At 66.3% G+C, this 23761-nt stretch carries 21 protein-coding genes; 3 read left to right on the top strand and 18 right to left on the bottom strand.

Going from position 1 to position 23761, the window contains the following annotated elements; all coding sequences use genetic code 11:
- Positions 1-107 precede the first annotated feature (107 nt).
- From EAH76_RS05305 to EAH76_RS05285, 5 genes are all read right to left on the bottom strand, one after another.
- On the bottom strand, positions 108-1379 hold the full coding sequence (locus EAH76_RS05305) for an efflux RND transporter periplasmic adaptor subunit (RefSeq protein ID WP_140848922.1): 1272 nt from the start codon (positions 1377-1379) through the stop codon (positions 108-110).
- Positions 1376-1771: a hypothetical protein gene (locus EAH76_RS05300; protein ID WP_140848921.1), complete on the bottom strand. Its 396-nt coding sequence runs from the start codon at positions 1769-1771 to the stop codon at positions 1376-1378. The genes EAH76_RS05305 and EAH76_RS05300 overlap by 4 nt, the downstream gene beginning before the upstream one ends.
- A 324-nt stretch (positions 1772-2095) precedes the next feature.
- Positions 2096-2710 (bottom strand): TetR/AcrR family transcriptional regulator, encoded by a 615-nt coding sequence (locus EAH76_RS05295; protein WP_140848920.1) that lies wholly within the window; start codon positions 2708-2710, stop codon positions 2096-2098.
- A 69-nt stretch (positions 2711-2779) separates the two neighbouring features.
- Complete coding sequence (locus tag EAH76_RS05290; RefSeq protein WP_140848919.1) at positions 2780-3244, bottom strand: group I truncated hemoglobin; 465 nt, start codon at positions 3242-3244, stop codon at positions 2780-2782.
- 15 nt (positions 3245-3259) lie between these two features.
- Positions 3260-4153: a DUF3034 family protein gene (locus EAH76_RS05285; protein ID WP_170208001.1), complete on the bottom strand. Its 894-nt coding sequence runs from the start codon at positions 4151-4153 to the stop codon at positions 3260-3262.
- Positions 4154-4276: 123 nt separating this feature from the next.
- Here EAH76_RS05285 and EAH76_RS05280 point away from each other — a divergent pair, with 123 nt between their 5' ends.
- The gene (locus tag EAH76_RS05280) at positions 4277-4885 is read left to right on the top strand and encodes a methylamine utilization protein (RefSeq protein ID WP_140848918.1); all 609 of its coding nucleotides are present in this window, start codon (positions 4277-4279) and stop codon (positions 4883-4885) included.
- Between the two features lies 1 nt (position 4886).
- Positions 4887-7253, top strand: a complete 2367-nt coding sequence (locus EAH76_RS05275) for a putative bifunctional diguanylate cyclase/phosphodiesterase (RefSeq protein ID WP_241659567.1) — start codon at positions 4887-4889, stop codon at positions 7251-7253.
- Here the strand turns inward: EAH76_RS05275 and EAH76_RS05270 are convergent.
- The 9 genes from EAH76_RS05270 to cyoA all read right to left on the bottom strand — a co-directional run bounded on the left by EAH76_RS05270 (position 7250) and on the right by cyoA (position 16590).
- Positions 7250-8659, bottom strand: coding sequence for an alginate export family protein (locus EAH76_RS05270; RefSeq protein ID WP_140848917.1), 1410 nt, complete (start codon positions 8657-8659; stop codon positions 7250-7252). The two genes, EAH76_RS05275 and EAH76_RS05270, sit on opposite strands and share 4 nt — an antisense overlap.
- Positions 8660-8700: 41 nt before the next feature.
- Positions 8701-9813 carry an NADH:flavin oxidoreductase/NADH oxidase gene (locus EAH76_RS05265; RefSeq protein ID WP_140848916.1) on the bottom strand — a complete coding sequence of 371 codons (1113 nt, stop codon included), beginning with the start codon at positions 9811-9813 and terminating at the stop codon, positions 8701-8703.
- A gap of 73 nt (positions 9814-9886) precedes the next feature.
- Positions 9887-10429, bottom strand: a complete 543-nt coding sequence (locus EAH76_RS05260) for a response regulator transcription factor (protein WP_140848915.1) — start codon at positions 10427-10429, stop codon at positions 9887-9889.
- Entirely contained in the window at positions 10426-11709 is a 1284-nt protein-coding gene (locus EAH76_RS05255; RefSeq protein ID WP_140848914.1) for an ATP-binding protein, read from the bottom strand. Before EAH76_RS05255 ends, EAH76_RS05260 begins: the two co-directional genes overlap by 4 nt.
- Positions 11706-12401 carry an SURF1 family protein gene (locus tag EAH76_RS05250; protein WP_140848913.1) on the bottom strand — a complete coding sequence of 232 codons (696 nt, stop codon included), beginning with the start codon at positions 12399-12401 and terminating at the stop codon, positions 11706-11708. The genes EAH76_RS05255 and EAH76_RS05250 overlap by 4 nt, the downstream gene beginning before the upstream one ends.
- On the bottom strand, positions 12398-12814 hold the full coding sequence (gene cyoD / locus EAH76_RS05245; RefSeq protein ID WP_140848912.1) for a cytochrome o ubiquinol oxidase subunit IV: 417 nt from the start codon (positions 12812-12814) through the stop codon (positions 12398-12400). The genes EAH76_RS05250 and cyoD overlap by 4 nt, the downstream gene beginning before the upstream one ends.
- Positions 12811-13449 (bottom strand): cytochrome o ubiquinol oxidase subunit III, encoded by a 639-nt coding sequence (cyoC, locus tag EAH76_RS05240; protein ID WP_140848911.1) that lies wholly within the window; start codon positions 13447-13449, stop codon positions 12811-12813. The genes cyoD and cyoC overlap by 4 nt, the downstream gene beginning before the upstream one ends.
- Positions 13446-15464, bottom strand: a complete 2019-nt coding sequence (gene cyoB / locus EAH76_RS05235) for a cytochrome o ubiquinol oxidase subunit I (RefSeq protein WP_140848909.1) — start codon at positions 15462-15464, stop codon at positions 13446-13448. Before cyoB ends, cyoC begins: the two co-directional genes overlap by 4 nt.
- 13 nt (positions 15465-15477) lie before the next feature.
- On the bottom strand, positions 15478-16590 hold the full coding sequence (gene cyoA / locus EAH76_RS05230) for a ubiquinol oxidase subunit II (RefSeq protein WP_140848907.1): 1113 nt from the start codon (positions 16588-16590) through the stop codon (positions 15478-15480).
- A 122-nt stretch (positions 16591-16712) separates the two neighbouring features.
- On the opposite strand from cyoA, the gene EAH76_RS05225 reads away from it, so the two are divergent.
- Positions 16713-18032, top strand: coding sequence for an MFS transporter (locus tag EAH76_RS05225; protein WP_140848905.1), 1320 nt, complete (start codon positions 16713-16715; stop codon positions 18030-18032).
- Between the two features lie 86 nt (positions 18033-18118).
- Here EAH76_RS05225 and EAH76_RS05220 read toward each other — a convergent pair whose 3' ends face one another.
- From EAH76_RS05220 to EAH76_RS05205, 4 genes are all read right to left on the bottom strand, one after another.
- Positions 18119-20824 (bottom strand): M1 family metallopeptidase, encoded by a 2706-nt coding sequence (locus tag EAH76_RS05220; RefSeq protein ID WP_140848903.1) that lies wholly within the window; start codon positions 20822-20824, stop codon positions 18119-18121.
- A gap of 94 nt (positions 20825-20918) precedes the next feature.
- Positions 20919-21191: a DUF1488 family protein gene (locus EAH76_RS05215; protein WP_010186626.1), complete on the bottom strand. Its 273-nt coding sequence runs from the start codon at positions 21189-21191 to the stop codon at positions 20919-20921.
- A gap of 85 nt (positions 21192-21276) precedes the next feature.
- Positions 21277-22320 (bottom strand): rod shape-determining protein, encoded by a 1044-nt coding sequence (locus EAH76_RS05210; RefSeq protein WP_170208000.1) that lies wholly within the window; start codon positions 22318-22320, stop codon positions 21277-21279.
- A gap of 162 nt (positions 22321-22482) precedes the next feature.
- Positions 22483-23736, bottom strand: coding sequence for an MFS transporter (locus EAH76_RS05205; RefSeq protein ID WP_140848899.1), 1254 nt, complete (start codon positions 23734-23736; stop codon positions 22483-22485).
- Positions 23737-23761 lie beyond the last annotated feature (25 nt).

Here is a 23761-nt window from a genome sequence, read left to right as displayed (position 1 = left end):
AGCCCGCCGCCCCGCCGTCATTCCCGCGAAAGCGGGAATCCCGCTGCCTTGGCCCGTCGTCGGAGAAGAAGCGGGATCCCCGCTTTCGCGGGGATGACGGGCAGGGTCTATCGGCTCAGCGTCGCTTCGCCCGCGATCGGTTGCGCGGTCGGCGCCGTGGTATCCGCCGACACCGCGATCTTGCCGACCGTCGGCGCGACCTTTGCCCCGGGCATCGCCATCTGCGTGCCCTTGATGATGATGCGATCCTGCGGGCCCACGCCCGATCGGACGACGCGCATCCCATCGACCACCGCGCCGAGCACGACCGGCTTGGCGGTCACGACATTGTTGGCGTCGACCGTCAGCAGGACCTTGCGCGCCTGATCGGTCTGCACCGCATCGTCGGGGACGAGCAGCGCCGCCTTGGTCCCGGCGCTCGCCAGCCGCATGTTGCCGAACATCCCCGGCGTCAGGAACAGCCCGGGATTGGACAGCACCGCGCGCCCGCGGATCGTGCCCGAATGCGTGTCGAGCCCATTGTCGGTGAAATCGAGCTTGCCCTTCCAGCGATGACTCGTTTCGTCCTGCAGCTGGATCTCGACCGCAGGCGCCGCGGCGCCCGGCTGGCGATTGCGCTGCGTCTTGAGGAACAGCGCCTCCGAGCCGTCGAAGGTGAAGTAGATCGGGTCGAGCGCGTTGATAGTCGTCAGCACGGTGCCGCCCGTGCCTTCGCCGCCGGCGACCTGATTGCCCGCATCGACCCGCCGATCCGAGATCCGCCCGCCGATCGGTGCGCGGATCTGGGTAAAGGAGACGTCGAGCGCGCGGGCGCGGACGCGCGCCTGGGCTGCGGCCAATCCGGCTTGTGCCGCCTGCAATTTGCCACGCAGCGCATCGACCTCGCCTGCCGACACCGCATCATCGGCGACCAGCCGAGTGGCGCGGCCGAGATCGGACCGTGCGAGGACCAGCGCGCTCTGCGCACTGGCTTCGTTGGCGCGCGCCTCGGCGAGCGCGGCGGCGAAGGGGCGGGCGTCGATCGAGAAGAGCAACTGGCCCTGCCTGACGACGTCGCCATCGTGGAAATGCACCCCGGTCACTTCGCCCGCCACACGCGGACGGACCTCGACGCTGCGGCTCGGGGCGAAGCGGCCGACATAATCGTCCCACTCGCTGATCTGGCGGACCAGCGGGGTGGCGATCGTCACCGCGGCGGGCGGCGGAAGCGCCGCGACGGCGTCGGAATGATCGAACAGCTTGACCCCGACGACCCCGGCGATCGCGATCGGGACGAGGATCAGCGCGCGCTTCTGCCAGCGATTGCGATGCCTTGGAGGGAGCGTATCAGACCCGGAGCGAAGATCGTGCGGCGTATCGATCGGCGTTATCATGTTCATGCGAAGATCCTCCGGTCGGTTCGGCCGACACGCATTCCGGTCACGCTGGTGACCAGCGTTTCGAGCTGCGCTTCGCTGAAGCCGACCGAATGGAAATGCGCGATTTCGGACGAGGGCAGGGCAAAGCCGCGATGCCGCGCATGGACCGCGGCGCGGCGGAGCGCTTCGAGCTTGGGATCGGCGAGCCGTGACGTGGTGCCGCCGCCGAACAGGCCGCCAAGCGCGCGCGACAGCCGTCCCGGCGTGTTGAGACTGCCGAGCGTGTCGCGCTGGGCGAGCGCGATGACGCTCCACTCGAGCGCGGAGAAGCCGGCGGCCTTCACCGCCGCCGGCGTCTGGGTGCGGCTGGCGACAGGCGCGGCGAACATGTTGTCGAGGTCCAGATAGGCCATGAAATTCCCCCTATGGGTCTTTGGCGGACGGGTGGGCGACAGGCGCTGCGGAGCGACGTCCGTCCGCAACGGCCGCCCGATGGGCGTGACAGACCATTGCAGGAAGCGCGTGCATCCTGCGGGTTGGCCATGAAAATTTACAGAAAAGCCCAGCGGTTGGCCGCCGGGCAGTGGGTCAGGTGATCGTGATGGTCATGGGCGCAGACCCTTTTGCCGCTACCGGGTCCGCGTTAGGATCCAGCTTCAATACCAGTCGGTATATAAAGGCGCCGTTTGGTGCGTCAACTGCATTCTGTACCGGTCAGAATAATTCGCGACAAGTTTTTATTGGGTCGGCCAAACCGCCATGCTGGTTTCGACGAGCTGCGACAGCTCGGCACACGTCGCACCCGATCCGCCTTGCAGCGCAATGCCCTGCAGGATTGCGAAGAGAAACCGCGTGAGCGCTTCGGGCGTCATGCCTTCGGGAAATTCGCCGGCGCTCTGCGCATCAGCGAAGCGCTTGATCAGCGCTGCCTCGGACGATGCGCGACGTTTGACGACTTCGGCCTTGATCGGCTCGGCCTCGGCGCCGCAGGTCGCCGCGCTGATTACGCCGAGACACCCCTTGGGGTCGCAGGTGCTCATCTGCATCTCGAGCGCTCCACGGAGCAGCCGCTCGGCGACGGCGCGCGCGGTCGGCGCTTCGAGCGCCGAGGTCATATAAGCGAGCTTCTCGCGTTCGTAGAGGTCGAGCGCCTTGTGGAACAGCTGCTCCTTATTGCCGAACGCGGCATACAGGCTCGGCTTGGTGATCCCCATCGCGGCGGTCAGCTCGGTCATCGACGCGGCTTCATAGCCGTTCCGCCAGAACACCAGCAAAGCCTGGCCCAGCGCCACGTCGATGTCGAACTCGCGCGGCCTCCCTTTCGGGGGCGAGATGGAGCAAACGCTATTCATACCGTTCGGTATATAGGCGTTTGCGGCGAAACGTCCAGATGTGTCACAATCGCTGAGGGCCGGGGCCTGTCAGCGTTCGACGACCGCGCGCTTCATCGGCGCCAGCTTGGCGAGAAAACGGTTCTGCGCGTGGAAGGCCACGCGCTCCGTGCGCATCGCCGCCTGGAGGTCCTCGATTAGCGCGCCGACATCGGCGGTCTGCAGCCCGAGATTCCTGTGCCCCTCGCGCATCGTCCGTCCACTATAGGCGCAGCCGCCATTGAGGATGTAGCAGAACTGCTCTTTGAGCAGCCGCCGCAACCGCACTTCGTCCTGCCCCTTGAAGATGTCGGCGATTCGCGGGTCGGCCACGATCCGCGTGACGAGATCGTCGGCGATCCGATCAATCCCCGCACGACCGTGGAACGCGGCGAGCATCGCAGTCCCCGTGAACGGGGTCGCGCCGGCATTGGCATTGCTTTGCAGATAGGGATCGACCGCATCCTCGCCGGGCGGGGTGGTCTGAAGTGCGAGCGCCAAAGCGAGAAGCAACATGGTCGAGCGCCTATCTCAAAAACTGGCCTGGAGCGACAGGAATGCGCCGCGCTGGCGCTTGACGGTCGCGATGCTGCCGAGATCGACATAGGCCGCGGTTACCGCCAGATGACGCTGAAATTGCCATGCCGCAAAGGCATCCACCGCTTTTTGCTCGCGCGCGAAGCCGAGATTGTCGGGCTTGGTGCGGATTTCGGCGCCGAGCAGCAGACGCGGCGAGACCAAGAGCCCGGCGGACCCTTCGAACGCTGCGTGATAGGCATTGCTCTTGTCGCCGCCGAAGCCGAGCAGACCGAACTGGTTGGCCTTGGTGAAGCGCAGCGTCGCATCGAGCACGAGGCTGCGTGCGAGCACGACTTTGGTCGCGGACACGAGGAAATCGGTGCCCTGCGCGTGCCGCCCGCCGACCGCGGCGATGACCGGCGCCTTCTCGGCACGATGATATTGCACCCCGATCGCGATTTGCGGGAGGATGCGATCCTGATCGTAGACCGCATCGCCGATCACGCGCAGCTTGGCGCCGAACACGTCCTGGCCGAAGGTGAAATTGCGCCCCAGACCCAGCGCCGCGCCCGCCTGACGCGTATCGAAGCGCTGATGCGCGTAGGACAGCTCGATCCGATTGTGGAACCCGATCGCGCCTCCGATGCTCTTGAGATCGAAATCGGGCAGCGCGACGAGCGTCGCATGTGCGCTGCCGCCGATCCCGGCATCGGTTTCGTTGCCCGCGATCAACGCCCAGGTCGCCAGTCCGCCGCCGGCTGCGCCCTCGACGGTCGAGACTCCGCCGGTCAGCAGCAGTTTGCCGCCCTGTCGCAACTCGCGCGCCTGGGCGGGTTGCGCGCCGAGCAGGCTCGCGAGGACCAGGCCGAGCACCGCGGCTGTCAAACATTTTACAAAAACACGCATGGAACGCCCCGTCCGCAGCGGGAAACAACCGCTGCGGTGCTGCTGCGGCTAGCGCGGTTTCCTTGTCTTTTCGTGAATGCGGGATTCAGGAATTCTCTACGGATCGGCCCTATCGCCGAGTCGATGGATAGATGTTTTGTAGCGTACGCAGCCGTTTTCGCGGCTGTCCTTTTGCCCGCCGAAGCGATCGCCGCGACGGTCAGCGTCGATGTCCGCGGGAGCGACGGGAAACCGCTTGCCGGCGCCGTCATAGCGCTCGACACGCCGCGGAAACCCGCCGGGCCGATCAAATTCGATCCGCCCTATGAGATGGCGCAACAGAATATCGCGTTCGTCCCGCACGTCCTGATCGTGCCGGTCGGGGCTACGGTGACCTTTCCCAATCGCGACAAGGTCAGGCACCACGTCTATTCCTTTTCCAAGCCGCGCAAGTTCGATCTCAAGCTCTATGGCAAGGACGAGACCCGTTCGGTGGTGTTCGACAAGCCCGGCGTGGTTGCGCTCGGATGCAACATCCATGACGCGATGAACGGCTATGTCGTCGTCGTCGAGACGCCCTATGCGGTGCAGACCGACGCGAACGGCCATGCCACGATCACCGGCGTTCCGGCGGGCGGCGCGACGATCCGGGTGTGGCATCCTTCGATCCGCGCACCCGACAATATGCTGGTGCAATCGGCTACGATCGCACCGACCGGCTTTGCCACCACCTATACAATCCGGGGGCGCTGACATGTCCCGCGCCGTGACCTTCCCGGCGCTGCGACGCTGGCGCTTCCGGCACCTGCGGACGCGGCTCGCCGTGCAATATGGAATGCTGTTCGCCGTCTGCCTGCTTGCCGTCGCGCTCGTCGGGCAACTCGTCATCTGGGGGCAGGCGCGCGATGCGGTCCGCGCCGAGCTGCGCACGAGCGGCAGCGTCTATGATCGGATCTGGGCGATGCGCGCGCGGGCGCTGGGGGACAGCGCGTCGGTGCTGACGCGCGATTTCGGTTTTCGCTCGGCGGTCGCCAGCGGGGATCGCCCGACGATCGAATCCGCGCTCGGATCGCTGCGCGCACGCGCCGACGTGCCCCAGGCGTTTTTCGTCGATCCCACAGGGCGGGTGTTCGGGGCCGGCCCCGCCGACGTCCGGCGCGCGGTGGCAAGCGTGCCGACGACGCTGGCGCAGGGGCGGACCGACGCGGTGATCACGACGAAAACCGGGGTGTTTCGGCTGATCGTGGCGCCCGTGCTCGCGCCCGATGACATCGGCTGGGTGATCTTCGCGCTTCCCCTTGATCTTCGCGAAATGGCGGCGCTGCAGCACCTCTCGTCCATCCCGCTGACCGCGACGATCCTGGCGCGTAACGCGCAGGGATCGTGGCGCGGCGTATCGGGCGCGATCACGCCCGAACCTGCACTCGACGCCTTCGTCGCGACCGCGATCGGCGGCCGTGGCGAGCCCGGGCTGTTGTCGCTGCCCGGCGGCGATGCGCTCGCGCTCGCCAAGCCGCTCAGCGGCCCCGCCGGGAAACCCGTTGCGATCCTGCTGCTCAGTTACCCCTGGGCCGCGGCGATGGCGGGGTATCGCACGATGCAGATCGGCGTCGCTTTGGCCGGGATCCTCGGCCTGTTGCTCGTCCTGCTCGGCAGCCGCCGCCTCGCCAACGGGATCGCGCGTCCGATCGCCGCGCTCGACGCCGCGGCGCGTGCGCTCGAGGAGGGCAATCGTACCGAGCTGCTGGTCGAAAGCGACGACGAGGTCGGTCGGCTGGCCGCCAGCTTCAATCTGATGTCCGCCGGGATCGTCGAGCGCGAGCATCGCATCACGCATCTCGCCTTCCACGATACGCTGACCGGCCTGCCCAACCGGACCTATTTCTGCCAGCAGCTCGAGAGCGACCTGCCGCGCTCGCTCAAGCGCGGCGAGCGGACGACCCTGCTCTGCCTCGATCTCGACGGGTTCAAGGGGATCAACGATTCGCTCGGGCACCCGATCGGCGACGCCTTGCTGCGCTGTATGGGCGATACGCTGTCACGCCTCGCCAATGACGCGGTCGTCGCGCGGCTCGGCGGCGACGAATTTGCGATCATCCTCGACGATCGCGGCGATTCGGATCGCCCGCGCGCGCTCGCCCAGGCGATCCTCGACGAGATGCGCACGCCGATCACGGTTGCGGGGCATCAGATCGCGACCGGCGTCAGCATCGGAATCGCGATCAGCCCGAACGATGGCGCCGATAGCGACGCCTTGCTCAAGAACGCCGATCTCGCCCTATACCGCGCCAAGCAGGACGGGCGCGGCGTGTTCCGCTTCTTCGAGCCCGCGCTCGATGCCGCTGCGCGCAAACGACGCATGCTCGAGCTCGATTTGCGCGAGGCGATCCAGGGCGGCCAGTTCCGGCTCAACTTCCAACCGATCTTCGATCTCAAGCGCGATCGCATCGGCGGGTTCGAGGCGCTGCTGCGCTGGGAACACCCGACGCGGGGCAATGTCCCGCCGATCGAGTTCATCTCGGTCGCCGAGGAGACGGGGCTGATCATCGCGATCGGCGATTGGGTGATGCAGGAGGCCTGCCGTCAGGCGACCGCCTGGCCCGACCATGTTCGCATCGCCGTCAACGTCTCGCCGCTGCAGTTCCGCAATTCGGGCTTCCCCAACGTCATCTTCCAGGCGCTCAGCCATAGCGGGCTTGCCCCCAATCGGCTCGAGATCGAGATCACCGAGTCGGTGTTCCTCGACGGCGAGACGACCGTGGTGACGCTGCTCCACAAATTGCGCGCGATGGGGATCCGCATCGCGCTCGACGATTTCGGGACCGGGTATTCGTCGCTCAGCTATCTGCGCAGCTTTCCCTTCGACAAGATCAAGATCGACAAGAGCTTCGTCAACGCGGTCGCGGAGGACAAGAGCGCCGCGGCGATCGTCCGCGCGATCGTCGATCTCGCGACCGCGCTGCACATGGAGACGACCGCCGAGGGCGTCGAGGACCGCGACCAGCTGAGCGAGCTGCGCGGGCAGGGCTGCAGCAGCATCCAGGGCTATCTCTTCAGCCGCCCGATCGAAGGCGAACTGGTCGAGGCGATGATCGGCAGCGCAATGAGCGCGGCGGCCTAGAAACTTGCCTGGACGTTGAATTCGAGGAAGCGCACGATGTGCTGGGCTGACGCCAGCGCGGTCGGCGCGTTCTCGAGGAAGTCGCCTTTGTAGAGCAAGGCGAAGTTGCTTTCGAACCGCAGGTGCTCGGGCACGAGCCAGTATCGCAGCCGCCCCTCGAGCTGTTGCCCACCGAAATCGCCCGAACGCCCGGTCGCGTCGGTGACGCCGTAGAACCGGTCGTAGCGCGAGGCGAGCCAGATGCCGCGATAGTCGAGCAGCGCTTCGACGCGCTTGCCGGGCTTGGCGTCGAACCGGATGCCCGGTGCGCTGATATTCTCGCGCGCGAGCCCGGCATAGGTGCCCGATGGCCCGAGATCGTCGCGTCGGCTGCCGAACAGCGTGTCGAAACGGTTCACGTTGCCGCCCCGGCCGTTGCCGCTCGCATAATCGTAGAACAGGCCGATCCGCGGCTTGAACGACATGGCGAAGCTGTAGCCGATCGCCGCGTGCGCGAAGCCTGCCGCGACAGTGGCCGAGCGCGCGGTCGCCAGCGTCGATGCGCTGGCATGGCCGAACTGATACGCGCCCTCGAGATCGTAATCGACCGTGCGGGCCTTCGCCTCGCTGAAGATCCGGCCATCGATCGTGTGGAGGCGGCGGTCGGCGGTCTCGCGACCGGGCGAGTCATGTTCGGCGAGGCGATAATAGGCGAATTCGACCTGCGCCGCACCCAGCGCCTGCTTGCGATGGACATAGCCGCCGAACAGCACGTCGTCGAACGTCTCGCGATCGAACACGACCTTGTTGGCACGGACCGCAGCGTCGGCGTCGGGGAGGCGCTCCTGCGGCAGCACGTAGAAGAGCGTCGCCTCGAACCGTTTCCCGAGCTTGAGATCGCCGCGCAGACCGGTGAAGCCGTTGACGGTGTTGCGATATTCGTCGGTCGCGATCAGCCGGCCCGATCCGAGATTGATCAGGAACCGCCCGCCCTCAACGCTCAGCGCGTTTCCGCGACCGACCGCGCCATCAAGCCGCAGCTTGAGATACGCCTGCGGCAGCTCCAGCGCATCGACCTCATTCGTCCCGATCGCGGTTCGCGTGCCGGTGAGATAGGCGCGGCTGTCGATCAACTCGCCCCCGATCGAGAGCGGGCCGGGGCCATATTCGACCGCGATGCCGGTGCGGAGTTCAAGCGCATCCTCGGCGGTGGCGAGGCCCGGCCGCGGGCGGCCATCGACGGTTTCATAGCGCAGCCGGCTCGACGCGGTGACGATCAACCCGGTCTCGTCCTTTTTGGGCGCCGTCTCTTCCTTGCCGGGCTTCTCGGTCGAGGAGGCGGGCGACGCCGGAAGCGACTGGGCGTGCGCAGTGAACGGCGCCAGCGAAAGGCCGAGCGCCGTCGCCGCCAATGAAAGCATCTTCATCGCGCTATCCTTGGTCTGTCTTGCCGCCGGAGTGCTGGCGATCAGGTGTCCGGGCGATCGAACAAGCGGCCGTACTGGCGCGGCTGCGAGCGTAGATATTGCTCGGGCGCCACGACATGCGCGCCGAGATGAGCTGCCGCATGCCATGGCCAGCGCGGATCGTAGAGGATCGTCCGCGCCAGCGCGATCATGTCGGCGTCGCCCGTCCCGACGATCGCCTCGGCCTGGTCATACTCGGTGATCAATCCGACCGCGACGACGGGCATCGCGACCGCCTGCTTGACCGCGCGTGCGAGCGGGACCTGATACGATGGCCCGACCGGGATCGCCTGGCGCGGATCGAGCCCGCCGCTCGACACGTGGATCGCCGCGCATCCGCGGGCTTCGAGCGCCTGGGCGAAGGCGACGGTGCCCTCAATATCCCAGCCGCCCTCGACCCAGTCGGTCCCCGAGACCCGCATGGTAACCGGCTTGTCCGCCGGGAAAGCCGCGCGCACCGCGTCGAACACTTCGAGCGGAAAGCGCATCCGGTTCTCAAGGCTGCCGCCATATTCGTCGTCGCGCCGGTTCGACAAAGGCGAGAGGAATTGATGCAGTAGATAGCCGTGCGCGGCGTGCAGCTGGACCAGGTCGATCCCGAGCCGCGCCGCCCGCGTGGCGGATGCGGCGAAAGCGTCGCGGACCCGCGCGAGCCCGTCGCGATCGAGCGCGACCGGGGCATTCTCGCCATCGGCAAAGGCCGTCGCGGAGGGCGCTTCGGTCTGCCATCCGTTCGGCGCCGACGGCGCGATCTGCTTGCCGCCGCGCCACGGCAGCTCGGTCGACGCCTTGCGACCGGCATGCGATAGCTGGATCGCGATCGGCATGTCCGAATGGCGGCGAACCCCCGCGATCACTCCAGCGAGCGCTGCCTCGGTCGCGTCGTTCCACAGCCCGACATCGCCATAGCTGATCCGACCCTCGGGCAGGACGGCGGTGGCTTCGATCGTCAACAGCGCCGCGCCCGACAGCGCGAGATGGCCGAGATGAATGAGGTGCCAATCGGTCATCGCACCGTCGACCGCCGAATATTGGCACATCGGGGCGATCACGATGCGATTGCGCAACGCAAGCGTGCCGACGGTAATCGGCTCGAACAGTTTTGGGCCTGGCATGGAAGTCTCCCCAGTGTCGTCGCTAAAACGCACGAACCTGGATTTGGACGCACCTGCGTGCGCCCAACCGCGCTTATTTGACGGTCTGTTTCTCGAGCTTCCGCGCCAGCGTGCGCCGGTGCATCCCGAGCTGCCGCGCGGTCTCGGAAATGTTGAAATTGTTCGCCGCGAGCGTCTGGTGGATATGCTCCCATTCGAGCGTCTTGATCGAGGTCGGGCGGTTGGTCAGCGGCGCATCGACATTGCCCGCCGCCGCGCCATCGGTCTGGCCGAATGCCGCCTCGATATCATCGGTGTTCGACGGTTTTGCGAGATAGTTGGTCGCGCCGAGCTTGATCGCCTCGACCGCGGTGGCGATGCTGGCATAGCCTGTCAGCACGACGATCCGCGTGGTTGCGTCATGCGCATGGATCGCCTGGACACAGGCAAGCCCCGAGGTCGCGCCGAGCTTCAAATCGACCACGGCGAAGTCGGGCGTGCGTTCGGCGAGCGCGGTCGCGACGGCGCCCTGGTCGGCGGCGATCTCGACGACGTAGCCGCGGCGCTCGAACGAACGGCGCAGCGTCTTGGCGAACGCGCCGTCGTCCTCGACGATCAACAGATGCTTGTCGCTCATGCTCCGTCCCACTCCAATGCCGACAGCGGCAGCGTCAGGGTCACCACTGCGCCGCCGCTCGCGCGGTTGCGCGCCTCGACCGTCCCGCCAAGCTTGCGCATCGCGTTGACGACGAGGAACAGGCCGAGCCCGCTGCCGAGCCGCGCGCGCGTCGAATGATAGGGCTTGCCGATATTGGCGAGCATCTCGGGCGCGAAGCCGGGGCCGGTGTCGCTTACCGCGAACAGCAGCGACGGCCCGTCGCGCGCTACCTCGAGCGTGATCGGCTGGCCCGACGCTTCCTTGGCATTATCGAGCAGGTTCCAGATCATCTGCTTGACCGCGGTATCGGCGACGATCGCGAGATCGGTGCCGAAGCGGTTGCGGAAGACGATCGCCTCTTCCGAATTCTGCACGCGCCATTCGGCGACGACTTCGTCGCAGAAGCGATGGACGCTGGTGATCGTCGGATGCTCGCCCCGCGCCTCGCCGGCCGCCATCAGGATGCCGGTGACGATTGTCTTGCAGCGCGTCAGCGCGACGCGCATGTCCTCGATCTCCTCTGCGAGCCCCGGCTGTGCGCGCAGGGCGGGCGAGTGCCCCCAATCGTTGACGATCACCGAGAGCGAGGCGAGCGGCGTGCCGAGTTCGTGCGCCGCGCCCGTCGCGAGCAGGCCCATCCGCACGATATGGTCCTCCTCGGCCGCCTGCTGGCGCATCGTCGCGAGGCGTGCGTCGCGCATGCTGAGGTTACGGTTGATCCGCGTGACGAAGCCGACGATCAGCACCGCGATCAGCACGAAGCAGATCAGCGAACCGAGCACGTACAGGTCGCTCCAGCCATAGGCGAAGCGCTGCGGCAGCAGCAGCGGCATATGCACCTCGGCGAGCAAGGCGAACGCCGCGCTGGTCACCGCGACCAGCGCCCAGCTCGACCATGCCTCGAGCAGGATCGCGCCCAGCACGATCTGGACGAGATACAGCGCGATGAACGGGTTGGTCGCCCCGCCGCTCTGATAGAGCAAGGCGGTCAGCGCGCCGACGTCGAGCAACAGGCTGGCGAACAGCTCGCCATTCGAGATCGCGACGCGGCGCGGCAGTTGCGAGAGGCTGACGATGTTGAGCAGCACCAGCCCGCCGACGACGAGCAGCATCGGCACCAGCGGCAGCGTCAGCCCCATGAAGAATTGCGCGACGAGGATCGTGGCGAACTGGCCCCCGACCGCGAGCCAACGCAGATTGATCAACTGCCGAAGGTTGTCGCGCCCGGTCGTGTCGAGCGGCGGGAGCGGGGCGGTCACGCGGCGCCGCGGCGCTGGCTGCGGACGAGCATCGCGCCGGCCCCAGCGACCATCGCCGCGAGCACGAACCAGGTCAGCGCATAGACCAGATGATTGTTCGGAAAGCGGATGACGGTCAGTCCGCCGACGGGCCGGCTTCCGGGTGGCCCGGCATCGGCGTCGATGAAATAGGGCGCGACGCGTCCAAGCCGCTGCGCCGCGGCGATCGCGGCGACATCGCGCGAATACCAGCGGTTCGCGGCGGGATCGTTCCTGCGCAGGAAGCCGCCGCCGGGTTCGCTCGGCCGCAGCAATCCCGAGACGCTCGCGGCACCACCGGCCGGAGCCTGGCGCGTCGTGACGAAGCCGCGGTTGATCAGGACAGTGAAACCGCGATCGGACAGCAGCGGGGTCATCGCCCAGAAACCGGGGCCGCGCTCGGTGACCGCCTGGACAAACACGGTCGCGGTATCGCGGTAGCGGCCGGCGACTCGGACGTGGCGATAGCCGTCCTGCGCTGCGCTGACGGTTGCCCACCGATCAGGGCCGGGTGCCAAGACCGGCGCGGCATGGACGCGCTGTTCGACCGAAGCGATCAGCGCGCGTTTCCAGCTAAGCCGTTCGATCTGCCAGATACCCAGCCCGATCAAACCGGCACACAGCACCCCCGCGACGACCAGCAGCGCGGCCATCGTCGCGGGGGATCGCCTCATTGCTGGCTCATCGTCTCGGACGACATGGAGGGGCTCATCGTCATCATGTTGGCGTTCATGTGATACATCACCCAGATCGATCCCGACAGCGTGATGACGATGACTATCAGCGTGAACAGCAGCGCGATGAACGACCAGCCGCCCTCGTTGCTCGTCTTCATGTGCAGGAAGTAGATCATGTGGACGAACACCTGCACCAGCGCCGAGCCGAGCACGATGATCGCGGTCCACGTGTGATCGAGCGCGCCCGTCATCACCAGTGCGAACGGGATCGCCGTCAGGATGACCGAGAGGACGAAGCCGATAACGTAATCGCGCATCGAGCCGTGCGGCATGTCGTCGCCATGCGAGTCGTGATGCCCGTCCGCGCCGGCATCGTATTCGTGGGCGGTGATGTGCGTATCGGCGCTCATCCGAGCACTCCCATGAGATAGACGATGGTGAAGACGCCGATCCAGATGACGTCGAGGAAATGCCAGAACATGCTCAGGCACTGCAGGCGACGGCGATTGGCCTGGCCGAGGCCATGCGTGCCGATCTGGATGACGAGCGTGGTCAGCCAGATCAGGCCGCAGGTGACGTGGAAGCCGTGCGTGCCGACCAGCGTGAAGAAGGCCGAGAGGAACGCACTGCGCGACGGGCCATGGCCCTCCGCGATCAGGTTGCTGAACTCGTACATCTCGACGCCGAGGAAGGTCAGGCCGAACAGGCCGGTGACGACCAGCCAGAACTGCACCTGGCGAACGCTGCCCTTTTCCATCGTCAGCATGGCGATGCCATAGGTGAGCGAGGAGAACAGCAGCATCGCGGTGTTGAACGCGACGAGCGGCAGCTCAAACAGCTCCTTCGGCCCCTTGCCGCCGCCATAGCCGTGCCCGAGCACGCCATAGCAGGCGAACAGCACCGCGAAGATGAGGCAATCGCTCATCAGATACATCCAGAAGCCCAGCATCGTGCTGCCGCCCTCGGGATGATCGTGCTCGTCAAGGTCGAAGAACACCGGCTTCTCGCCGCCGGCGGTCGGCTCGTAGGTCAGTTCGGCGCTCATGCCACCACCTTCTGCGCTGCGAGGAGGCGCGTGCGCTCGTCCTCGATACGGATCACGTCCTCGACTGGGATGTGGAAGTCACGCTTGTAGTTGAACGAATGCCAGATCGACACGCCGAGCATTGCGAGCAGCGTGACGATCGCCAGCCACCAGATGTACCAGATCATCGCAAAGCCGAAGCCGACGCTGATCAGGCCGATGATGACGCCGGCCGCGGCGTTCTTGGGCATGTGGATCGCCTTGAAGCCCGTCGTCGGACGCTCGAACCCGCGCGTCTTCATGTCCCAGAAGGCGTCGTTGTCATACACGATCGGCGCGAATGCGAAATTGTAGTCCGGCGGCGGCGACGAGGTCGACCATTCGAGCGTACGGCCATCCCACGGATCGCCCGTCACGTCGCGCAGGCGATCGGTGTTGCGGTCGCGGATGCTGACGTAGAACTGCATGAACATGCAGCCGATGCCCATCGCGATCAGCCCCGCGCCGAGTGCGGCGACGATGAAGTAGGGCTGGTACGAAGCGTCGTCGAAATGGCTCAGGCGACGCGTCACGCCCATCAGGCCGAGCACGTAGAGCGGTGCGAAGGCGGTCCAGAAACCGACCACCCACAGCCAGAAGGAGCGCTTGCCCCACACCCGGTCGAGCTTGAAGCCGAACGCCTTGGGCCACCAGAAGTTGATGCCCGCGAACATGCCGAACAGCGTGCCGCCGATGATGACGTTGTGGAAATGCGCCACCAGGAACAGCGAGTTGTGCAGCACGAAGTCGGCTGGCGGCACCGCGAGCAGCACGCCGGTCATGCCGCCGATCGTGAAGGTCAGCATGAAGGCGACCGTCCACATCATCGGCAATTCGTAGCGGATGCGGCCGTGGTACATCGTGAACAGCCAGTTGAAGATCTTCGCGCCCGTCGGGATCGAGATGATCATCGTGGTGATCGCGAAGAACGAGTTGACGCTCGCGCCAGACCCCATCGTGAAGAAGTGGTGGAGCCAGACGAGATAGGCGAGGATCGTGATGACGATCGTCGCATAGACCATCGACGTGTAGCCGAAGAGGCGCTTGCGCGAGAAGGTCGCGACGACTTCCGAGTAGATGCCGAACGCCGGCAGGATGAGGATGTATACCTCCGGGTGGCCCCAGATCCAGATGAGGTTGACGTACATCATCGGGTTGCCGCCGAGGCCGTTGGTGAAGAACTGCATCCCCAGCAGACGGTCGAGCGACAGGATCGCGAGCACTGCGGTCAGCACCGGGAAGGCGGCGACGATCAGCGTGTTGGTGCAAAGCGCTGTCCACACGAAGATCGGCATCTTGAACAGCGTCATGCCCGGCGCGCGCATCTTGACGATCGTCGCGAGCAGATTGACGCCCGAGAGCAAGGTGCCCAGCCCTGCGATCTGCAGGCCCCAGATATAATAATCGACCCCGACGTCCGGGCTCGCCTCCATCCCCGACAGCGGCGGCATGGCGAGCCAGCCGGTGCGCGCATAGTTGCCGACGAACAGCGAGATCATCGTGATGATCGCGCCCGACGCGGTCAGCCAGAAGCTGAAATTGTTGAGATAGGGGAAGGACACGTCGCGCGCGCCGATCTGCAGCGGCACGACGAAGTTCATCAGGCCCACCACCAGCGGCATCGCCACGAAGAAGATCATGATCACGCCGTGCGCGGTGAAGATCTGGTTATAGTGATCGGGCGGGAGGTAACCGGCGTTGTCGCCGAACGCCATCGCCTGCTGCGCGCGCATCATCAGCGCGTCGGAGAAGCCGCGCAGGAACATTACCAGCGCGAGGATGACATACATGATGCCGATCTTCTTGTGGTCCACGGATGTGAACCAATCGCGCCACAACCAACCCCATGCCTTGAAGTAGGTGATGATCGCGAGCAGCGCGATGCCGCCGACCGTGACGCCGCCAAAGGCGAGCAACACGGGCAGTTCATGCAGCGGCAGCGCGTCGAGCGTCAGACGCCCGAGGAGCGGGCTGACCACTGGGTGTACGTCTGTCATCGGGGGCATCATGTCAGAAGGTCCTCCGGTCGCCGGGCATCGGCAGACCTGCGCCGGCAAGGCGCGCTGTGCTTTGGGCGGAATTCTTGGCGGTCGCGTCGCTGACGGCTGCCGGTGCGTCCGACTTGGCCATCGGCATCGGCATCGCCGACATCTTCATCGCGTCGTTATTCTTGGCGTGCCCTTCGCCATGCTCGGCATGGTGGGGGCCCGCATCGGCGCGCATCATCGCGTCCATGCAGACCTGGCCCGGCGCGACGCAATTGTTGGCAGCAGCGTTGAACAACCCGGGCGCTACGCCTGCATAGAAGGTCGGCGCATGGTTCATGCTGGGCTTGGCGACCTTGAGGTAGGTCGCGCGGTCGAGCATCGTTCCGCTAGCGCGGATCTTGGCGACCCAGGCGTCAAAGTCGGTCTGCGAGCCGGCCAGGAAGCGGAACTTCATGTACGAGAAGCCGTCGCCGCTGAAATTGGACGAGAAGCCCGGATAGTTGCCGGGCTTGTTGGCGACCGCGTTGAGCTTGGTGGTCATGCTCGGCATCGCGTAGATCATGCCGGCAAGATCGGGGACGTAAAAGGCGTTCATCACATCGGACGAGGTCAGGTCGAACTCGATCGGCTGATTGACCGGCGCTGCCAGCTGATTGACCGTGGCGATGCCGTAGTCAGGGTAGATAAACAGCCATTTCCAGTCGAGCGCGATGACCTGGACGCGCAGCGGCTTGGCGTTGAGCGCAACCTGGCGAGTCGCGTCGATCCGGCCGATCGGGCGATAGGGGTCGAGCAGATGCGTACTGGTCCAGGTCACCGCACCGAGGCAGATGATGATCAGCAGCGGGACTGCCCAGATCACCAGCTCGAGCGCGGTCGAATGGTGCCATTCGGGATTGTACGGCGCATCGGTGTTGGTCTGGCGATAGCGCCATGCAAAGATAGCGATCAACGCCATCACCGGCACGATGATGATCAGCATCAACAACGTGGCGATGACGATCAGGTCGCCCTGTTGCTGCGCAACATCGCCTGCAGGGGACAGGACGACGGTGCTGCACCCCCCGAGCAAGGCGGGCGCCAGCAGCGCGAGGCCCGCAAGTGCGGGGCGGAGGAGCGAGGGAGGTCGGATCATGCCGCGCAGCTAAGCCTCAAACCGAGCGCCTCCCATTGGACATTTTGTCCAATCCTCGCTGCGGTGCAGCAAGCGTAGGGGAACGCGATAAACGGCGATCATGGCCGGGAGTTCGAACACCGATGCAAGCCACCCACACCCCGACGTCGCGCGCGATCGAGGCCGACGCCAGCCGGATCAACCAGGAGCATGTCTCCTCGGGCGAGATCGCGATCGGCGTGGTGATCGGGCGTACGTCCGAATTCTTCGATTTCTTCGTCTATGCGATCGCCTCGGTGCTCGTCTTCCCGACGATGATCTTCCCGTACGTCGATCGCCTGACCGGCACGCTCTATTCGTTCGGCCTGTTCGCGCTCGCCTTCATCGCGCGCCCGATCGGCTCGATGATCTTCCTCGCGATCGACCATATGTATGGTCGCGGCACCAAGCTGACGATCGCTTTGTTCCTGCTCGGCGGATCGACCGTGGCAGTCGGCTTCCTGCCAGGCCATGCCGAGATCGGCGTCTATGCCGCGTTCGTCCTCGCCTTCCTGCGCATCTGCCAGGGGATCGCGCTCGGCGGCAGCTGGGATGGCCTGTCGTCCTTGCTCGCGCTCAACGCGCCGCAGGACAAGCGTGGCTGGTATGCGATGATACCGCAGCTCGGCGCGCCGCTCGGCCTGATGGTTGCCGCCGGCCTCTTTGCCTATTTCACGAGCACGCTGTCGGCGGTCGATTTCCTCGACTGGGGCTGGCGCTATCCGTTCTTCGTCGCCTTCGCGATCAACGTCGTCGCGCTGTTCGCCCGGCTGCGTATCGTCAGCACCTCGGACTATCAGGACATGTTCACCAGCCGTGACCTGATCCCCGCACCGGTGCTCGAGACCGTCCGCAAGCAGGGCCGCACGATCGCGCTCGGCGCGTTTGCCCCGCTCGCGAGCTTCGCCTTGTTCCATATGGTGACGGTGTTCCCGCTGTCGTGGGTGTTTCTCTATACCGAGAGCAACCCCGAGCGCTTCCTCGTCATCGAAGTCCTGGGTGCCGCGATCGGCGTCGTCGCGATCGTCGCGTCGGGCTATCTCGCCGATCGGATCGGGCGGCGTACCCTGCTCGGTGCGTCGGCGGCGGCGATCGCGGTGTTCTCGGGCTTCGCGCCGCAGTTGCTCGCCGCGGGCGAGCTTGGCGAAGTGATCTTCATGGTGCTCGGCTTTGCGCTGCTCGGTATTTCGTTCGGCCAGTCGTCGGGCGTGGTCGCGTCGGAATTCTCCGGCGAGTCGCGCTATACCGGTGCGGCGCTGACCTCGGACATCGCCTGGCTGGTCGGCGCGGGCTTCGCGCCGCTCGTCGCCTTGTTCCTGTCGTCGCGCTTCGGGCTGGTCGCTGGCGGCGCGTATCTGCTGTCGGGCGCGCTCGCTACGCTGCTGGCGCTGTGGCTCAACAAGGAGCTGGCGAGCCGCACCTGATCGGTGCGGCCCCACCGTCGATAAAACGAGACGTCAAGACGCTTCCCCGGCCATCGCCGTGGAAGCGTTTTTCGTTTGGGGCAGCCTCAGCTGGCGTCGATCGCCGCGGCGATCTCGCCGGCCTTGGCGTCGCGCAGCGCGCCGCAGTGGCGGATCGACTCGACCACGCGCTCGAATGCGAGCACGCCACTGCCGGCGGCGCGGACCTTGGAACCGAGCACGGTCTCGATCTTCGCGGCGCGATCGACCCCGCACTGGCTGCTGAGCGCGCCGGGCAAACGGCTGGTGATGAACACGCCGTTGCCCCCGGCGCGAAGGGCATCGTAATGCGCCAGCAGCCAGTCGCCCGCGCTTTCGACGGTGCCGGGCGTGCCGGTCAGCGACTGGATCACGACGAGCCGATCGTAGCCGCGCAGTCGCGGGTCCGACAGCGCGAGCAGATAGTCCTGCACGTCGCGCCGCCCGGTCGATCCGGCGGCCACGAGCGCCGATGCGCGAACGTCCGAGTCCTCGCTCGCCAAGGCGACCGCGACCAGTTTGCGCGCGGCGGGCAAGCCGCCTTGCCGCGCATAGGCGGCGAAGCCCGCGCCGAGAAAGGCGGGGTCGAGCGCCTGCTGCTCGCCGCCTAGATAGCGCGTCGCCGCAGCGGTGAGGCGATCGTCGACCGCTTTGTCCTCCGCCTCCTCGGCGACGAGCGATACGAGCGACTGGCGCAGCTTCTGCCGATCGGGCGTATCGGCGGCGTGCGCTCCGGCGGCCGGGTCGAACCCCATCTTGGCGAGCATCGGCGCGTAGAGCGATCCGATCAGCCGGCGATAGGCGGGGCTTTGTGCATCGGCGATCAGCCCACGCGACCGCAGACCCGATAGGCGCGCGCCGCCATTGATTGCCGCGTTCGAATCGGGGTTGGCGGCCATCGCCTTTGCCGCGGTAACGAGTAACGCGGCGGGAACCTTGCCGGCCCGGAAACCAGCCCACAGGCTGTCCTGCACCGCGAGCGCCTCGGCGGGCTTTAGCGCGGGCGACTGCGCGATCAGCGCCTGCCAGTCGGCCTGCGGAAGGTTGAAGCGATAATAGCCCGTCCCGCCGGCATTGGGCACGAAGGCACCGCCCGCCGGGGCGGCGAAGGTAACGCTCGGCCGGTCGATCAGCGTGCAGGCGCGCGCGCCGTCGATCGGGCGGTAGCAGAAGGGGATCGTCCAATCCTCGGCGCGCGGGGTCGAGCCGAGAAAGGCGTAGCGCGACTGGGTGGCGGTGAACTGGCTGCCGTTCCGCGCGAGATCGACCACCGGCACGCCGGGCTGATCGACGAAGCTCTTGAGCGCCGCCAGCACGCGCGGGTCCTGCGCGCTGTCGGCGAGGCTCTGGAAGAATTGCTCCGACGTGGCATTGCCATAAGCGTGGCGCTTGAGGTGGAGCCGCACGCCGTCGCGGAACTTGTCGTCGCCGAGATAGGCCGCGATCATCGCGATGACATGGCCGCCCTTGCCATAGGTGATCGAATCGAACGCGCTGTCGATCTCGCCATTGGTGGCGATCGCCTGGTGGATCGGGCGGCCGACTTCGAGCGCATCGGTGTTCATCGCGGAGAAGCCCTCGGCCAGCCCGCCGACGCCGATGTTGAGCTCGGGCCGCCATTCGTTACCGATGCGATAGCCCATCCAGTTGGCGAAGCTTTCGTTGAGCCAGATATCGTCCCACCAAGCGGGCGTGACGAGATCGCCGAACCATTGGTGCGCGAGCTCGTGCGCGACGACCATGCCGAATTCCTGCTTGCTGCCGGTCGAGGCATTGGGCGGGAGATAGATGATGCCGTCGCCATAGGTGTCGGCGCCGGCATTCTCCATCGCGCCGGGCATGATGGGCGAGCCGATCTGGTCGAGCTTGGGGAAGGGGAAGGGCTCGCCGAAATACTTTTCGAGCAGCTGCACGATGCGCGGCGTCTCGGCCATGACATAGCCCATTTTGTCCTTCTGCGGCTGCGTCGCGACCGCGCCGAGCGGCAGTGGGGCGCTGCGCTCGGGATCAGGCGCAACCGTGCCATCGACGCGGACGAACGGCCCGGTATGGACCGCTACGAGATAGGTCGGCAGCGGGCGGGTGGGGGCGAAGACATGCTCTTCCATCGCGGCGGGGACGGGCTTGCCTGCGGCGCGCAGGAATTTTGCCGCGCCGGACTGAGGATCAACCTTCAGCGGCCGGACTTCAGTCTCGGGGGCGTTGCCTGTCACGCGATCACCGACCTTGGTTATGACGCGCAGCGTGAACGGCGTCTTGAAGCCAGGTTCGTCGAAGCTCGGGAATGCGGCGCGCGCGTCGATCGATTCGAACTGCGTCCAGCTGTACCATTTGTCGGCGACCTTGACGCGGTAGAGGCCGGACGCGCCATCGCCGAATGCGCCGTCATAGAAGAAGCTCAGCGTCGCGGCGCCGGCGGGCAGGGGCGAGGCGAAATCGAGCCGGACGACGCCGGTCTTGTCGACCTGGGTATAGCGCGCCGCGATGACCTTGCCGCCGACCTTGGCGAGGACGCCAGCGACGGTGAGATCGCGGCCGTGAAGGTAAAGGACCGAGGTCGGTGCCTTGACCGTGATGTCGATCTCGTCCTCGCCGCTGAAGCGCGGCTGATCGGGATCGATTATGAACGACAGGCGGTACGCGGTCGGTTGTGCGGTGTCGGGAAGCTTGCCCTTGGGCGCCGCCGGGTCCGGCGTTATCGGGGTTTCGGCCTGCGCTGTCGATGAAAGCGCAAGCAGCCACGCTGCAGTGGACAGGAGCAAGCGTGCGCGCATCGGATGGTGTCTCCACGAGGAAGCTCGTGGTCTATCCAGCTAAGACACGTCTCGCAAGCCGCCATGCCGGGCGGACCCGGCATGGCGAAAGGCACTATTCGAGATCGTTCTCGCTGATCACGATCATCGCCTGGTCGCTGTTGCGCGCGAGCGCGACCAAGCCGGCTTCGGCGATCGAATCCTCGAAGCGGTTGAACTGCTCGATCGCGTCGTCTTCGGGTGCGTCGCCGCTCAGCGCTTCGAGCACGGCATATTGCACCGCGAACTGATATTCCTCGCCATCGACTTCGCCCATGAATTCGACGACGCGTTCATCGTCATTGTCGAGCAGGCTCGAGTGCAGAATATCCATCTTGTCGGCGGCCATGCAGAATGCTCCAGATCGTGTGAGGGCGCGATGTGCCCGTGCGGTTGATCAAGCGCAAGTACGCGGTGGAGGTTCCCTCGCGCTATCAGCTTTCGCTGAGCACCCCGCTGAACACCGCATCCTCGAGCGCACGGCCCGCACCGGTGACGACGCAGGTCAGCGCATTCTCCGAAACCACCACGGGCAGCCCGGTCGCATCGGCGAGGACGGTGTCGAGTTCGCGCAGCAGCGAGCCGCCGCCGGTCATGACGATCCCGTGATCGACGATATCGGCGGCAAGCTCGGGCTGGGTCTGCTCGAGCGCGTTCATCACCGCCTCGACGATCTGCGCGACGAGTTCGGCGAGCGCCTCGGCGACTTCGGCCTGGTTGATCTCGATCTCGGTCGGGATCCCGCCGACGAGCCCACGTCCACGGACGTTCATCGTCAGGCCGACACCGTCCTCGGGCTTGCGCGCCATGCCGATCGTCATTTTCACGCGCTCGGCGGTCGCTTCGCCGATCATGAGGTTGTATTTGCGGCGGATGTACGACGCGATCGCATCGTCCATCTTGTCGCCGCCGACGCGCACCGAGGTGCTGTAGGCAAGCCCGCGCAGCGACAGGATCGCGACCTCGGTGGTGCCGCCGCCGATATCGACGACCATGCTGCCGATCGGCTCGGTGACGGGCATCCCGGCACCGATCGCGGCGGCGAGCGGCTCCTCGATCAGCAGGACGTTCGCCGCGCCGGCATTGGTCGCGGCCTGGCGGATCGCGCGGCGCTCGACCTGGGTCGAACTCGACGGCACGCAGATCACGACCTTGTGGCGCCGCGGCATCCGGCTCGCGCCGCCGAGCGCCTTGTCCATGAAATGCTTGATCATCTGTTCGGCGACATCGATGTCGGCGATCACGCCGTCGCGCATCGGGCGGATCGTGCGGATTTCCTCGGGCGTCTTGCCCATCATCAGCTTGGCATCGGTGCCGACCGCACGCAGCTTCGTCACGCCGTCGATCGTCTCGAGTGCGACGACGGAGGGTTCGTCGAGCACGATCCCCTTATCGCGCAGGTAGACCAAAGTGTTCACCGTGCCGAGGTCGATCGCCATGTCGTTCGAAGAGAAAGTGAAGAGCCGCGCCGGCCACATGATAGGTCTCGATTATGTTTGCGTGGTCTGGCCGCCGGAAGGCTTCCGGCGCAGGCTTTGGACGACTCCGTGGGTGCCGCCGCGCCGTCGGTCAAGCGCGCTTCCGACCCGCCGATCGTTTCGCGCGGCAAGTTGCGGGCCAGAGCGGCGCGCGCGACTCGCTCAACGCGCCGGTTTGAGCAGCGCCAGCCCGCCCAGGCTCAGCAGCGCGGCGCCGACGAGATAGATGCCGACCAGGTTCAACCCACCTGCCTCGGCCAGTTTCTGCGCCGCGATCGGGGCGAGCGCGCCGCCGAGGATCCCGCCGAGATTGAACGCGATCGACACGCCGGTATAGCGCACGCCCGCGTCGAACAGCGACGGCAGCCACCCGCCGAGCGGCCCATAGGCGGAGCCCATCGCGAACAGCGACAGGGCGAGCCACGCGAACACGATCCACAAGGATGCCGCGCCCAGCATCGGCCCCATCAGCAGTCCCGACACTGCGCACCCTAGAAAACCCCAGCGCAGCATCGGCCGCGCGCCGGTGCGATCGGCGAGCGTACACGACACGATGACGCCGAGCGCGAGGAACAGGATCGCGCCGATCTCGATTCCGAGAAACGCCTGGCGGCTGTGACCGAGGGTCGTCGTGCCATAGCTCAACGCAAAGGCGGTGGTCAGATAGAAGAGGGCGAAACAGGCGATCACCGCGCCCGTCCCGGCGAGCGTTGCGCGCAGATGGTGGCGGAACAGCTCGGCGATCGGCACCGGCGGCAGCGCGTCGTGCGCCGCGGCCTCGCGGAACGCCGGCGTCTCGCTGAGCTTGAGCCGCACCCACAGTCCCAGCACGACGAGCACCGCGCTGGCGAGGAAGGGAAGGCGCCAGCCCCAGGCGGTGAATTGCGCGGGCGTGAGCGTCGCGCCGAGCAGCAGGAAGAAGCCGTTCGCGGCGATGAAGCCGATCGGCGCGCCGAGCGGCGGGAACATCCCCCAGCGATTCTCGTGACCCTTCGGCGCATTCTCGACCGCGAGCAGCGAAGCGCCGCCCCATTCGCCGCCGAGCCCGAGCCCCTGGCCGAAGCGCAGGATGCAGAGCAGCAGCGGCGCGATCCAGCCGATCTGCGCATAGGTCGGCAGGAAGGCGATCGCGACGGTCGATCCGCCCATCAGCATCAGCGAGGCGACCAGCGTCGATTTGCGACCGAGCCGATCCCCGAAATGGCCGAATACCGCCGCGCCAAGCGGTCGCGCGAAGAAGGCAAGGCCGAAGCTCGCATAGGATGCGATCATCTGGACGCCGGGATCGCTTGCCGGAAAGAACAGCGGGCCGAATACGAGCGCCGCCGCGGTCGCATAGACGTAGAAATCGTAAAACTCGACCGAGGTGCCGATCAGGCTGGCGAGAAGGATGCGGCGGGTCGAGGCGGTGGGCATGGCGCTTCTTACGGGCGTGGGCGCG

This window comes from Sphingomonas glacialis (genome assembly GCF_006439055.1).
GTDB lineage: Bacteria > Pseudomonadota > Alphaproteobacteria > Sphingomonadales > Sphingomonadaceae > Sphingomonas > Sphingomonas glacialis_A.
The sequence above is the reverse complement of the archived record's forward strand: the minus strand, read 5'-3'. Positions and strand labels throughout refer to the sequence as shown.

What these genes read in the sequence shown, in the direction of transcription:
- EAH76_RS05305 (WP_140848922.1), bottom strand. Translation starts at nt 1,379, where the DNA reads ATGAACATGATAACGCCGATCGATACGCCGCACGATCTTCGCTCCGGG.
- EAH76_RS05300 (WP_140848921.1), bottom strand. Translation starts at nt 1,771, where the DNA reads ATGGCCTATCTGGACCTCGACAACATGTTCGCCGCGCCTGTCGCCAGC.
- EAH76_RS05295 (WP_140848920.1), bottom strand. Translation starts at nt 2,710, where the DNA reads ATGAATAGCGTTTGCTCCATCTCGCCCCCGAAAGGGAGGCCGCGCGAG.
- EAH76_RS05290 (WP_140848919.1), bottom strand. Translation starts at nt 3,244, where the DNA reads ATGTTGCTTCTCGCTTTGGCGCTCGCACTTCAGACCACCCCGCCCGGC.
- EAH76_RS05285 (WP_170208001.1), bottom strand. Translation starts at nt 4,153, where the DNA reads ATGCGTGTTTTTGTAAAATGTTTGACAGCCGCGGTGCTCGGCCTGGTC.
- EAH76_RS05280 (WP_140848918.1), top strand. Translation starts at nt 4,277, where the DNA reads ATGGATAGATGTTTTGTAGCGTACGCAGCCGTTTTCGCGGCTGTCCTT.
- EAH76_RS05275 (WP_241659567.1), top strand. Translation starts at nt 4,887, where the DNA reads ATGTCCCGCGCCGTGACCTTCCCGGCGCTGCGACGCTGGCGCTTCCGG.
- EAH76_RS05270 (WP_140848917.1), bottom strand. Translation starts at nt 8,659, where the DNA reads ATGAAGATGCTTTCATTGGCGGCGACGGCGCTCGGCCTTTCGCTGGCG.
- EAH76_RS05265 (WP_140848916.1), bottom strand. Translation starts at nt 9,813, where the DNA reads ATGCCAGGCCCAAAACTGTTCGAGCCGATTACCGTCGGCACGCTTGCG.
- EAH76_RS05260 (WP_140848915.1), bottom strand. Translation starts at nt 10,429, where the DNA reads ATGAGCGACAAGCATCTGTTGATCGTCGAGGACGACGGCGCGTTCGCC.
- EAH76_RS05250 (WP_140848913.1), bottom strand. Translation starts at nt 12,401, where the DNA reads ATGAGGCGATCCCCCGCGACGATGGCCGCGCTGCTGGTCGTCGCGGGG.
- cyoD (WP_140848912.1), bottom strand. Translation starts at nt 12,814, where the DNA reads ATGAGCGCCGATACGCACATCACCGCCCACGAATACGATGCCGGCGCG.
- cyoC (WP_140848911.1), bottom strand. Translation starts at nt 13,449, where the DNA reads ATGAGCGCCGAACTGACCTACGAGCCGACCGCCGGCGGCGAGAAGCCG.
- cyoB (WP_140848909.1), bottom strand. Translation starts at nt 15,464, where the DNA reads ATGACAGACGTACACCCAGTGGTCAGCCCGCTCCTCGGGCGTCTGACG.
- cyoA (WP_140848907.1), bottom strand. Translation starts at nt 16,590, where the DNA reads ATGATCCGACCTCCCTCGCTCCTCCGCCCCGCACTTGCGGGCCTCGCG.
- EAH76_RS05225 (WP_140848905.1), top strand. Translation starts at nt 16,713, where the DNA reads ATGCAAGCCACCCACACCCCGACGTCGCGCGCGATCGAGGCCGACGCC.
- EAH76_RS05220 (WP_140848903.1), bottom strand. Translation starts at nt 20,824, where the DNA reads ATGCGCGCACGCTTGCTCCTGTCCACTGCAGCGTGGCTGCTTGCGCTT.
- EAH76_RS05215 (WP_010186626.1), bottom strand. Translation starts at nt 21,191, where the DNA reads ATGGCCGCCGACAAGATGGATATTCTGCACTCGAGCCTGCTCGACAAT.
- EAH76_RS05210 (WP_170208000.1), bottom strand. Translation starts at nt 22,320, where the DNA reads ATGTGGCCGGCGCGGCTCTTCACTTTCTCTTCGAACGACATGGCGATC.
- EAH76_RS05205 (WP_140848899.1), bottom strand. Translation starts at nt 23,736, where the DNA reads ATGCCCACCGCCTCGACCCGCCGCATCCTTCTCGCCAGCCTGATCGGC.